At 42.6% G+C, this 12391-nt stretch carries 9 protein-coding genes; 3 read left to right on the top strand and 6 right to left on the bottom strand.

What is annotated here, in order from left to right:
* Positions 1 to 114: 114 nt before the first annotated feature.
* The 3 genes from ACMXYU_RS05250 to ACMXYU_RS05240 form a co-directional block, all read right to left on the bottom strand.
* Positions 115 to 1410 (bottom strand): HlyD family type I secretion periplasmic adaptor subunit, encoded by a 1296-nt coding sequence (locus ACMXYU_RS05250; protein WP_415900525.1) that lies wholly within the window; start codon positions 1408 to 1410, stop codon positions 115 to 117.
* Positions 1411 to 1420: 10 nt separating this feature from the next.
* Positions 1421 to 3160 carry a type I secretion system permease/ATPase gene (locus ACMXYU_RS05245; RefSeq protein ID WP_415901099.1) on the bottom strand — a complete coding sequence of 580 codons (1740 nt, stop codon included), beginning with the start codon at positions 3158 to 3160 and terminating at the stop codon, positions 1421 to 1423.
* 92 nt (positions 3161 to 3252) lie between these two features.
* Complete coding sequence (locus ACMXYU_RS05240; protein ID WP_415900524.1) at positions 3253 to 5388, bottom strand: Ig-like domain-containing protein; 2136 nt, start codon at positions 5386 to 5388, stop codon at positions 3253 to 3255.
* A 648-nt stretch (positions 5389 to 6036) separates the two neighbouring features.
* Here ACMXYU_RS05240 and ACMXYU_RS05235 point away from each other — a divergent pair.
* The gene (locus ACMXYU_RS05235; RefSeq protein WP_415900523.1) at positions 6037 to 7161 is read left to right on the top strand and encodes a helix-turn-helix transcriptional regulator; all 1125 of its coding nucleotides are present in this window, start codon (positions 6037 to 6039) and stop codon (positions 7159 to 7161) included.
* An 85-nt stretch (positions 7162 to 7246) separates the two neighbouring features.
* Here ACMXYU_RS05235 and ACMXYU_RS05230 read toward each other — a convergent pair whose 3' ends face one another.
* Entirely contained in the window at positions 7247 to 8113 is an 867-nt protein-coding gene (locus ACMXYU_RS05230) for a LysR family transcriptional regulator (protein ID WP_415900522.1), read from the bottom strand.
* 124 nt (positions 8114 to 8237) lie between these two features.
* On the opposite strand from ACMXYU_RS05230, the gene ACMXYU_RS05225 reads away from it, so the two are divergent.
* Both ACMXYU_RS05225 and fghA read left to right on the top strand, forming a co-directional pair.
* Positions 8238 to 9356, top strand: coding sequence for an S-(hydroxymethyl)glutathione dehydrogenase/class III alcohol dehydrogenase (locus ACMXYU_RS05225; RefSeq protein ID WP_415900521.1), 1119 nt, complete (start codon positions 8238 to 8240; stop codon positions 9354 to 9356).
* 65 nt (positions 9357 to 9421) lie between these two features.
* Positions 9422 to 10255 carry an S-formylglutathione hydrolase gene (gene fghA, locus ACMXYU_RS05220; RefSeq protein WP_415900520.1) on the top strand — a complete coding sequence of 278 codons (834 nt, stop codon included), beginning with the start codon at positions 9422 to 9424 and terminating at the stop codon, positions 10253 to 10255.
* An 86-nt stretch (positions 10256 to 10341) separates the two neighbouring features.
* On the opposite strand, the gene ACMXYU_RS05215 is transcribed toward fghA, so the two are convergent.
* Both ACMXYU_RS05215 and rlmF read right to left on the bottom strand, forming a co-directional pair.
* Positions 10342 to 11241 carry an MBL fold metallo-hydrolase gene (locus tag ACMXYU_RS05215; RefSeq protein ID WP_415900518.1) on the bottom strand — a complete coding sequence of 300 codons (900 nt, stop codon included), beginning with the start codon at positions 11239 to 11241 and terminating at the stop codon, positions 10342 to 10344.
* 116 nt (positions 11242 to 11357) lie between these two features.
* Positions 11358 to 12350, bottom strand: a complete 993-nt coding sequence (rlmF, locus tag ACMXYU_RS05210) for a 23S rRNA (adenine(1618)-N(6))-methyltransferase RlmF (protein ID WP_415900517.1) — start codon at positions 12348 to 12350, stop codon at positions 11358 to 11360.
* Between the last annotated feature and the right edge of the window lie 41 nt (positions 12351 to 12391).

Here is a 12391-nt window from a genome sequence, read left to right as displayed (position 1 = left end):
GGCCTATTTTTTTTGTCTCACTTCACCATTACTTCAATACTAGTTAACTAGTAAGTCAGTGCATAGACATAATGGATCAGCTCGATGCACTGAATATCGAATTAATTACAACAATTACGTCTCTCTAAAAGCTCTATTTAAGCTTTGCGTAAACGGCTCAAGTAAATAATCCATTGGCGTGCGAGACTCAATCAAGATCATCACCTCTGCCTGCATCCCTGGATATAAGGATTTCCCATTGAGAGCCTCATTTACATCATCAACAATAACAGTCGCTTTGTAGAACGCCTCACCTGTACGATCATCTGTAAATCTATCAGCAGACACTTTTATAACCTTAGCCTGTGCTGGCTGATGATTTCTGCTATTAAAAGCGGTAAACCTAACGTGTGCAGGTAATCCGGGGCGAACAACATCGATATCCTTCGGATTAATTCGCGCGTCTACAACCAATTGTTCGCCGGAAGGTACAATACCTAACACTTCAGCCCCTGGAGCAACCACGCCTGTTTCGGTATGAATCTGTAAACCAACAATGGTTCCTGCTATAGGAGCTCTAATCTTGGTTCTGTCTAAAACATCCTTTGCAGCACGAAGCTTATCTTCCAAATCAAATAACTCTGTTTGTACAGTTCGAAGCTGCTCAACCACTTCATTTAGGTGTTCTGCATTTAAGGTACTAATTCTTAGCTCAGTTTCACCGATTCCTTTTTCCGTGCGAACGATTGCAGCTAAGTTTTTACTTCGCTCTCCTCTAACTCTGGCGGCATCCTTTTTTATAGCCAACAAACGCGACTTGCCCATAGACATCCCTTTTTGCTCTAGATAGTCATAAGCATCGATTTCCTCCTTTGCCAACAAGAGTTGCTCATATTGAGAGTGAACAGCGTTTTTGAGTCCCTTAATCTCTTCCTTAGATTGAGCAATGCGTTGCGCAAGAATCCCTTTTTTCTGTTCCAGTGATGCTCTGCGCGAGGAGAATATATTGGTTTGCGCCGTAAGGATTGCCTTAATATTTTTGTTGCCAGAGTTAATCAGGCTTTCTGGATACTTAACTTCTGATAAATCATCTCTTTCAGCTACCAGCCTTGACTGTAAGGCTATAGATGACCAATACCTATCCTCAATCAAAGACAAACTTGCTTGTGCTTGCGTATCATCAAGGCTCACCAGTATCTGTCCCGTTCTAACCTGATCTCCATCTTTAACTAAGATCTTTTTTACAATTCCCCCTTCTAGGTGCTGCACTATTTTTTGTTTGCCCTCTGATCCCACCTCACCTGTTGCAATAGCTGCACTGTCTAATGGAGAAAGTATTGACCAACCTAAAAACAAACCGAAAAAGGTAACAACAACGCAAAAACCTGCCACTGTATATTTCGATATTAATGAAGAAAGCTCTTTATCCATCACCGTCTCCCTACTTTTTAATCGTGTATGAAATAGCAGTTTTTGCAGACTTACCGATAGGAACAGCATTATTTCTTGGTGTACTTACACTAGCCGGTTGCACTTTCAATACTTCATCTCGTGGGCCAAAATTGGCAACCATTCCCTCTTGCATAAGCAATACAAGATCAGCATGTTCCAATACGGAAGGCCTGTGAGAAATCACTACAGTGGTAATATTCTTCTCTTTAACGGCTTTCAGAGCATTCATTAGCGCGCCTTCACCCTGCTGATCCAAGCTGGAATTGGGTTCGTCCAGTACAAGTAACTTAGGCTCCCCATATAAAGCTCTGGCTAAACCTATACGCTGTCTCTGCCCGCCAGACAATGACATACCATGACTGCCGATCTGGGTATCATATCCTTGCGGAAGGCGCATGATCATTTCATGCACCCCTGCCATTTTGGAGGCATTTATTATCTGATCAGTAACGCCATTGGCCATTCTGGCAATATTTTCTTTCACTGTACCTGCAAACAGCTCAACGTCCTGAGGTAGGTACCCTATATGTTTGCCTCTATCATCAGAGTGCCACATGGACATATCCATACCATCTAAACGAGCAAAGCCAGAATTGGGTTTCAGATTGCCTAATAAAAGTCGTACAAGTGTTGTTTTGCCTGAGCCAGAAGGCCCCATGATTGCCAATAGCTGTCCGGGGCCAACCCTGAAGCTAATTCCTTTCAAATATGCCTGTTGAGAACCTGGAAATGCGTAACTTAGTCCCTCAATAGATAGTTTGCCTTCAGGGTTAGGCAATTCCATTTGATCGTCATAAGCAGGGGTAGCTAGAAGTTGTTGTTTTACCCGAATGTAGGCGTCCCAAGCTGAAGTAGCAGAACGCCATGAATTAATAGATTGTTCAACAGGCTGTAATGCTCGGCCCACAAGAATAGACGCAGCAATAATAGCCCCAGCAGAAATTTCACCATTTATAGCAAGTAACGCTCCCATACCCAGAATCGCGACTTGCAGCCCCAAACGAATAAAACGACTTACAGCTCCTAACCAACCGGTAAACCCCAGAGCGCGCTGCTGACTATTAGAAGATTCATCATTCATTTTTTGCCATGAAGAGACTATTTGAGGGACCATTCCCATCGCTTCAACAACGTCTGCATTTCTTGATACTGAATCTGAAAAACCATACGCTCGTGCGACTAAAGCATTCGAGTTCTGCTGATATTTTCGGGTCAGTAACTCATTAACTACGGCAATCATAAAAATAAATAGCGCCCCTCCTAGAGCAAGGAGTCCCAAAATGGGATGTAACAAATAGAGCACTAATAGATACAAAGGCATCCAAGGAACATCCATTAACGAGAACATCGAGTTTCCAGTAATGAAACTCCTCACTGTTCCCATATCTCTCAATCCCTGACCTGATAATTCAGATTTAGTTTGTAAACTTATTTTTACTACTGAAGGTAATAACAAGCTTGAAACTTTTTTATCCATCCAAAGGCCTGTTTTAACTGCTATAGCAGAACGAATTGCCTCAAGCAGGCAGAGACACAAAATTGCTGAGATAACAATGATTGTAAGGAAAAAAAGCGTATCCAGACTACGACTACTCAAAACGCGATCGTATACCTGAAGCATGTAAAGGGGGGATGCCAATAAAAGCAAATTGATAAAAAAACTCAGAACCAAAGAGAAAATAATTGCCTTTCGTACTGATAAAATTATTTTTAACACTGGATGGTTCATCCTAAACACACTCATTATTACCAACTAGATGGTTTGCTATTTTTTAAGTAACTAGAGCCGCTGATATCTCAAGCGGCCCTAAATTACTTTAATCAAGCAACAAAAATATCATAAGAGAACAGCCCATCACCTCCGTCACTGCCACTAGCATAGTTAGTAACAATTACCGTATATTCACCATCAGCAGCTAGAGTAAAGGTTTCATGTGGATCACCATATGGACCGGGGCTATAGATTTCATCATCAGAGAAATTCACAACGCCTGGATCAGAATAGTCAATACCTGCGTTAGAGCCACCAGAGAAATATGTAGATGGGTCCTCAATTGTTCCCTCTACAATCCAAAACGCTGGATCATAATTCAGTTCAGTACGTTCAACAGTGATCGTTATTGTGTCACCAGCATCCCCACTGACCTGCCAATAATCGCTTGTTGTTGGACTTGGGTCATACCAATAACCACTACTTGATACAAAACCACTCCCTGATTCACCCGCATTCAATGATCCTTCATAATGATCAGGCAGGCCGAAACTCACATCGATATTATCAATACTTGATGTTGAAGATGTTTCAAAAGTAGCCCAAGTAATACCTGTCAGATTCACTTCTACATCGGTTCCTGTTAAACCACCTGAACTCCAACTTCCATTATCTGTGACAATTGAAAAACCACTGTTATAAATGATATCTAGAGACAACAGATCAAATGTCTCACCTCCAGCAGTCATCGTAATGTCGTTGTCTCCAGCATTATATCCACCATCGTGCCAAGACAAGACTCCAGTACCATCTACATGATTTCCTGTGGCGGTAAAGCTAAACCCAGCTTCGTCATAACTAAATGGAACACCATTGTTATAATCTTCAAAACCTATTAAAGAATCGAATGTTATAGTTGCATCACTTGGGGCCGTATCAGTTACACCTAAAACTTCAATGCTTAAAGTTGCTGTAGCTGCCCCACCATTCCCATCTACGACTTCATAAACAACACTTGTAGTGAAGCTTTCTCCATCATTTAGAGCCTGAAAATCCTCACTCGGGTCAAAGGTAAAAGAACCATCAGCCAACAATGTAAAAGTACCGCCATTATCACCCGCTACATCAGTTTGAGGCGTAACTGTCAGAATGTCAGATGCATCTACATCTGAATCGTTGATTAGAACATTTCCAGATACAACTGTGTCCTCGTCGGTAGTGGCTAAATCATCCATCGCTACAGGCATGTCATTCACACCGTTAACCAACACACTCAAAATTGCCGTAGATGTTCCCCCATTACCATCGGAGATATCATACGATATGCTACTTGTCAGGCTTTCACCTAAAGCCAATGTCTGAAAATCAGAACTAGGATCAAAAGTAAAAGAACCATCAGCCAACAGTGTAAAAGTACCACCGTTATCACCCGCCACATCTGTTTGTGGAGTAACTGTCAGGGTGTCTGACGCATCTACATCTGAATCATTGGTTAAAACATTGCCAAAAACAGATGTATCCTCATCAGTTGTTGCAGCATCATCTGCAGCCACAGGCGCATCATTTACGCCATCAACCGTTAAGGTTAACGTACCTGTCACAACACTGCCGTTGCCATCAGTTACGGTATAAATAACGGAATCCGTAGCACTTTCACCTATAGCCAGATATTCGAATCCACCATTAGGATCGTAGTTAATAGAACCATCAAGATTCAGGGTAAACAGCCCCGAAGAGCCGGAAGTATCTAAACCGGTTACAGAAAGAGTATCGCCATCTAGATCTAGGTCGTTTGACAGAACATCAATATTTAATAGCGATGTATCTTCATCAGTAGAAGCTGCATCATCTACGGCAAGAACCGCATTGTTGCGGCCATCTAGATAGAAGGTGTAGTTAGTGAACTGAATCGCTTCGATATTTCGCAGAATATCAGTGCCATCATCTCCGGCATCAAGAATAATGGTATTACCTTTGCCGTCGGATAGTTCTAATACGCCATCGTCATTAACGTAAACCTGAACTTCACCATCGTAGTAAGCGATGTCAAAACCATCACCACCATTGATATAGTCGTCGCCAGCACCACCTTCTATGAGGTCATCGCCATCACCAGCATTAACTTTATCGTCCCCATCGCCAGCAAGAAGAACATCGCCTTCATCGCCGCCATTTATCTTATCATCCGAAGTTGTGCCTTCGATTAGGTCTGAATCATCAGTCCCTGTTAGTACTTGATCACTCATCATTAACTCCCAATTTTTATCCATATTTAGGTCATTAATGAGGCACTGGGGTAACCAGATCTTTAGGATGGATGTATTAAATCCAAGGGAACTTCTACTGCACATCCATGTCCTAGGCTCGGCCTCAAGCCAAATCGCAAATTAGCATATACTGATTTAATTGATGCTACACTCTAGTTGAATACAAAAAAATGTAGACTTAACAAAACCACATATAACTAATTGTTTTTAAAAATAAATATTTACTATCAAAACAGTTATATTATTTTTTTTAATATTCAAACGAAAAACGTAATAAACTTTTCATGTTTAAATAACAATGTCCTCACCTAACTTAACATTCACTCATTCCCTGAAAACCTCATAGGGAAAGCAAGTCTTAAAAGCAATCACTTAAATAAAGATAAAAACTCTAAGCCCTTCTTTCCAAAGCTATTCCTATAGCTACTGTGAAGTGAATTATTGGATAGGAATTCGAAAAAAGCCTCCCCCCAATTGAGTGGAATATTAAAACAAGTGTTTTAAGCAGTTTTTTTTCAGCTAAATAGCAAAAACGTAAAACGTCTAAGAAACCAGATAGTGTCTATAGTTTCATTGAAATAATGAATAAACACTCAATAGAAAAGGTAGGAACAAAGGAACTTTGTAATGGACTACCTCAAATTTAATGAACTCATAGAGTCCATCTACCAATCAGCAATTGATCCCGAATCTTGGGAAGAAACCCTGCTTCTGCTTAATAAGTACTTTAACTCTAATGCCACCGGAATATTTGTGAGTAACAACAACGCCCTAATGTCCACCCAGATACCATTTTTAGGTGTGAGCGAGGAAGCACTTTCAAGTTATAACAAAGACTATGCTCTCTTAAACCCAACCTTTGCTGAACTTGAAGACCTTCTACCTGGACATTTTTTTTCTGAACAGCTATTCAATCAGTTGAATCAGGATAGCGACTACTATCACAATACCGCCTTCTACAACGAATGGATGAAACCGCAAAACTTTGATCACACTTCAGGCGGAGTATTGATAGCAGAAAAAAACAATCTGGTTTGCTTTACCCAGATGCGATCCTTCGAACAGGGCAAATATAGCGATCAAGAAATACTGTTACAGAAGACCCTAAGCCGTCATATATGCCGTGCATTAGAAATGTCTTCTATGTTTCAAAAGCTCGAATATAAGTCTAGTTGTAGTAACTTACTGATAAAAAACATAGGGCTTGGTGTTGCGATCATCTCGAAACAGGGAGACTTAATTGAGATGAATGAAACCGCTAGAGATAGTTTTGATCGGTGCAAAAGTTTATTTATCCATAATGGCCGAATAACTGCCAAACTAGCAGAAGATCGAGACAAGCTTTGTAAATCATTAGAACAAATTCAATTACTTAGAGTTAGTAATAAAGAATTACCTGTTAATTTAAAATTAACTGATGCAAATAATTTTTTTATTAACCTTCTCCCTCTACCAATACAAGAACTTCCTCTATTTAATGATGCAGCAGCAATTGTGATCATCAAGAACAGTACAGCACCAACTCCAATTAAATTAACTCACCTTACCTCTTCATATTCCCTTACTAATAGTGAAGCCAGACTCGCTCAACAGTTAGCAGAAGGAACCGAACTAAAAAATGCAGCAAGAATCATAGGAGTCTCATATGAAACTGCACGGTGGTATTTAAAATCGATATTTGAGAAAACAGATACCCATCGTCAAACGGAACTGGTACTAAAACTAAATTCTGACCCTGTAGGAAAAGTTTAAGTTTAGATCTATTACCCCCTCAGTATTTGGTAATGATTTATGCAAGCGAATCTTACATTTACCCGCATAACAAACATGGATATATCTAAAGCTGATTTGATAAATACTCCACCAGCATCCGTACCTTAGGGGAAAGATGGCGGTTATGAGGATACAAAGCCCAGATACCTTCAGGCTCAGGTTGGTAGGTCTCAAGCAGAGGCACTAACCTTCCTTGCTCAATATGTTCTTTCACGTAGTAATCTGGCAGTTGTACGATTCCTAGCCCTTTTATTGCGGCATCTAATAGCGCTAAGCCGCTATTGCAGCGGAAGCTGCCTTTTATCCGTACTTCCCTCTCTTGGCCTGCATCCAATAAGCGCCAGTAATCCAAAGTGCCTTGTAGGCAGTTATGTTGTTCTAACTCCGAGATAGAATCGGGTCGGCCATGGGCGTTGAGATAGTCCTTTGAAGCGCAGATAAACTGTTGTCTGGCACCTAGCCTTTTGGCGATCATGCTGGAGTCTGCCAATTTGCCTAAGCGAATGGCGAGGTCATAACCCTCTTCCACCAGCGCTACTTTTTGGTTGGTTAAGTGACATTCCACTTCGAGCTCTAGGTACTGCAACATAAAGTCGTTTAGCAGTGGGATGATTTTGGTTTCACCAAAGGTGGTTGGGGCTGTGAGTTTTAGTTTGCCCTGTGGGCGACTTTGTAGCTGGCTAAGCGCTCTTTCTGCTTCATCTAAACCATCGAGTAGTTGGCGGCAGTGTTGATAGTAGATCTTGCCCTCTTCCGTAACCGATACCCTGCGGGTTGTGCGATAGAACAGTTTTGTCGCGAGGCGTTTTTCTAAGGCGCTGATCTGCCTACTCACTTGTGCAGTAGAGATACCTAAGCGCTGCGAAGCTGCGGTGAAGCTTTCTGTTTCTGCTACAGCGACAAATTCTGTTACTCCCTCCCAGCCAAACATTATTACAACCTCGTAAAAGTATTTTCATATTTAGCTAGATTATAGCGTTTTATGAAAAAACTATAATGTTTAGCACATTGATCCTTATTGATTAAAAACGCTGTCCTAAATAAAGAGTAGAGCCATGATTAAATCAAAAGCAGCTATCGCTTGGGGGCCTAATCAGCCACTATCCATTGAAGAAGTCGACGTAATGCCACCACAAAAAGGTGAAGTGCTTATCAAGATTGTGGCGACAGGTGTTTGCCATACCGATGCCTTCACCCTTTCTGGTGAAGACCCAGAAGGCATCTTCCCTGCCATTTTAGGTCACGAAGGCGGCGGGATTGTTGAAGCCGTAGGCGAAGGCGTTACCAGTGTCGAAGTGGGTGATCATGTGATCCCTCTGTACACACCAGAGTGCGGCGAGTGTAAGTTTTGCAAATCTGGCAAAACTAACCTTTGTCAGAAAATTAGAGAAACGCAGGGCAAAGGCTTAATGCCAGATGGCACCACCCGTTTTTATAAAGATGGTCAGCCGATCTATCACTATATGGGTTGCTCTACCTTCTCTGAATACACGGTGTTACCTGAGATCTCACTGGCTAAAGTAAATAAAGACGCGCCGCTTGAAGAGGTTTGCCTATTAGGCTGTGGCGTGACGACCGGTATGGGCGCGGTAATGAATACCGCTAAGGTAGAGGAAGGCGCAACCGTTGCCATCTTTGGTTTGGGCGGCATCGGCTTATCCGCGGTGATTGGCGCAACGATGGCGAAAGCGAGCCGCATCATAGCCATTGATATTAACGAAAGTAAGTTTGATCTGGCTAAACAGCTAGGCGCTACCGAATGCATTAACCCTAAAAACTACGACAAACCGATTCAGGATGTCATCATTGAATTAACCGATGGCGGTGTGGATTACTCGTTCGAGTGTATTGGTAATGTCGATGTGATGCGCTCTGCCCTTGAGTGCTGCCACAAAGGCTGGGGCGAGTCGGTGATTATCGGTGTTGCCGGTGCAGGTCAGGAGATCTCTACCCGTCCATTCCAGTTGGTAACTGGACGCGTATGGCGCGGTACTGCCTTTGGTGGCGTTAAAGGCCGCTCTGAGCTGCCTGATTATGTGGAACGCTACTTACAAGGTGAGTTTAAGCTGTCTGACTTTATCACCCACACGATGGGGCTAGAGGACATTAACAAAGCGTTCGACTTGATGCACGAAGGTGAAAGTATTCGCAGCGTTATTCACTTCGATAAGTAATTGTCTTAAGTAACCCTAACCGAAATCCGCCCTGAATCTATTCAGGGTGGATGTGAGTAAATTCAATGCAGATTGAAAATTTAGCTCAATTTAAAAGCTTTGGTGGTTGGCAGAAGCAGTATCAGCATGACTCCACCAGCTTAAACTGCAGTATGCGCTTCTCTATTTTTCTTCCGCCACAAACACTAGCAGGAGAGAAAGTACCAGTACTGTATTGGCTATCTGGCCTTACCTGTACCGATGAGAACTTTATTCAGAAAGCCGGTGCTCAGCGTATTGCTGCGGAGTTAGGTATCGCCATTGTTACACCCGATACTAGCCCTCGCGGCGAAGGTGTTGCGGACGATCCCGGATATGACCTAGGCATGGGCGCAGGCTTTTATGTCAACGCCACTCAAGCGCCATGGCAGCAGCACTATCAGATGTACGATTACATTGTGACTGAGCTACCGGCCCTGATTGAAGCGAACTTCCCTGTTACTGAGCAACGGGCGATTTCCGGCCACTCCATGGGTGGACACGGCGCGTTGATGATCGCTCTGCGCAATCCACAGCGTTTCTCATCTGTCAGTGCATTTAGCCCGATTACTAATCCAATCAACTGCCCTTGGGGGCAGAAGGCGTTTAGTGCTTATCTTGGTGATGATGCAGAAGTTTGTAAAGAATACGATAGCTGTGAGCTGTTTAAGCACGCTAATAACTTTATGCCGACACTGATTGATCAGGGTAAGAAGGATCAATTTTTGGATGAGCAGTTAAAACCTGAAGCGCTTTTAGCTGCAGCTGGGGATAATCCTGTGGAGTTGCGTTTACACGATGGCTACGACCATAGCTATTACTTTATCGCCAGTTTTATTGAGGAGCATCTGCGCTTTCATAAGCAGCATTTCACAGGCTAACTTTCACTTTGATCAGGTATTGATTAGGCATAAGCACTCTTGTGCCTAATCACTTTTGTTACTTAAACGGCTTTTTGGCTTAACGGCTATTTCTCTAGACTGCTATGAAGAATGCCGATCCAAACACTTGTTGAAAGAAAACCGGTAGTCCAGCTTTGCCATTTAGGGGATAGACCCTTTAACTGCATCTGGCCCAAGTTCATCCCTTTATCTTGCATCGCTTGAACTTCGGCCAACGTGCCTTCCAGCATCAATTTAAAAGTCTGCAATTCAGCTTTATTTGATACAGGGCCGTGACCTGGGATAACAATGGTTTTGTCATCAATAAGTTTGATTACTTGACCAACATTCTCAGCCATGCGGGCAACATTACCGCCATTCTGGATATCTACGAACGGGAAAAAGCCATTGAAATAAAGATCACCCATATGGACGGCATTGGCCTTTTTGAAGAATACGACAGAATCGCCATCGGTATGGCCACCAGCTAGATGAAGTAACTCGACCTCTTCATCATTAATGTAGAGCGTCAGTGCTTGTTGATAGGTGATGGATGGCAGCGCATGTTCGGGATAAGGCTCCGTTTTCATATTGAAGAGCTTAACCTCTTGAGAGGTAAGCAACCGCTCACGAACATTATCATGCGCGACGATCGTCGCGTGATGACCAAAGTGATGATTACCCTCTGTGTGATCGCCGTGCCAATGGGTATTGATAATGTAAGTCAGCTTATCTTCGCCACCAAACTTTTGCAGGATCTTCTGTAACGCTGGTGACATCGAACGGTAATCATCATCGATCATCAACAAGCCTTGATCACCCGTTAATAATCCAATATTGCCGCCCTTCCCCTTCAACATCGAAATGTTATCGGTCAATGTCTGCACTTTATACTTAGGAGATTGTTGGTGGTGATTTTCAGCACTAACAGGCATCGCAATGCTCATAGTAAGCGCAAAAGCTGTAACAAGACACTTAACCGACATTAGCCTTTCCTTATGTAACATTACGATCCAATTTGGATTCCGTACTGGAAACTAACTATAGCTCATTAATGATAACGATACTCAATAATAGATCAAAATATTGATCTATTATTGATCTAGTCCCGACTAAACCAACCGCTTCGTACTTGGTTTGAGTGGTAACTCCAAGCCACAAAACGAGTAAGTTTTTGCCCTTGATACATCTCTATAGTGATTACTTTTTTAGCTTTTACATTTTTTAAAGCTTGGTAAACCATGGGCAGGTTATCTTTTTTGGATATCAAGCAGGTAAACCAAAGTGACTGCTCAGCAAACTCAGCACTCTCCTTGATCATCTGTTTAACAAAAGCGATCTCTCCGCCTTTGCACCAAAGTTCTGCGCCTTGACCGGCAAAGTTTAGTACTTGGTCATTACCGGAAGATATCTGCTTACCACGATTTAAATTTCTAATCTTCCGTTTAGTCCCTGCTGTCGCCTCTTGAAGCGATGCATGGAACGGCGGATTGCACATAGTAAAGGCAAAGCGATCAGACGGTTTAATGATCTGCTGAAAGACCTGCTGAGAAGATGGTTGTAGTCGACACTTAAGCTTCCCTTTCAAAACCGAATTGGCTTTGACGATCTGTTCCGCGCAAGCAATAGATACAGGATCAATATCACTACCGACAAACTTCCAACCGTAACTCTGACTGCCAATCAGAGGATAGATACAGTTAGCCCCCGTACCTACATCTAAACCCTGAACTTGAGCACCTACCGGCACTTTGCCGCCGTTAGATTCCGCCAAAAGATCGGCAATATAGTGAAGATAATCAGCGCGACCTGGTATCGGCGGACAGAGATAACCTTCAGGGAAATCCCAAAACTGAATATTGTAATCAGTGCTTAATAACGCCTGATTGAGCAGCTTTACCGCTTTAGGTTCAGCAAAGCGAATAGAGGTTTCACCTCGTGGCGTTTCATAGGTGTATTCAGCTAACTCAGGAAATGCTTTAACCAAGCGAGGTATATCATAGGGTGCAGCATGCGGATTGCGCGGATGCAGACCCGATTTTCGATTGCTCTTTTGAGAAGGCGTTTTAGAAGACGAATTATTAGCTCTAGCCACAACGATGCCAGTAGAAGGTGAAAAGCAGGATTGTAACAAGA

The sequence above is a fragment of the Neptuniibacter sp. QD48_11 genome, from assembly GCF_047778095.1.
Taxonomy (GTDB): Bacteria; Pseudomonadota; Gammaproteobacteria; order Pseudomonadales; family Balneatricaceae; genus Neptuniibacter.
Note: the sequence above shows the minus strand (reverse complement) of the source record. Positions and strands in the feature narration are given on the sequence as shown.

Coding starts and splice junctions, on each gene's coding strand:
- ACMXYU_RS05250 (WP_415900525.1), bottom strand. CDS start 1,410: ATGGATAAAGAGCTTTCTTCATTAATATCGAAATATACAGTGGCAGGT.
- ACMXYU_RS05245 (WP_415901099.1), bottom strand. CDS start 3,160: ATGAACCATCCAGTGTTAAAAATAATTTTATCAGTACGAAAGGCAATT.
- ACMXYU_RS05240 (WP_415900524.1), bottom strand. CDS start 5,388: ATGAGTGATCAAGTACTAACAGGGACTGATGATTCAGACCTAATCGAA.
- ACMXYU_RS05235 (WP_415900523.1), top strand. CDS start 6,037: ATGGACTACCTCAAATTTAATGAACTCATAGAGTCCATCTACCAATCA.
- ACMXYU_RS05230 (WP_415900522.1), bottom strand. CDS start 8,113: ATGTTTGGCTGGGAGGGAGTAACAGAATTTGTCGCTGTAGCAGAAACA.
- ACMXYU_RS05225 (WP_415900521.1), top strand. CDS start 8,238: ATGATTAAATCAAAAGCAGCTATCGCTTGGGGGCCTAATCAGCCACTA.
- fghA (WP_415900520.1), top strand. CDS start 9,422: ATGCAGATTGAAAATTTAGCTCAATTTAAAAGCTTTGGTGGTTGGCAG.
- ACMXYU_RS05215 (WP_415900518.1), bottom strand. CDS start 11,241: ATGTCGGTTAAGTGTCTTGTTACAGCTTTTGCGCTTACTATGAGCATT.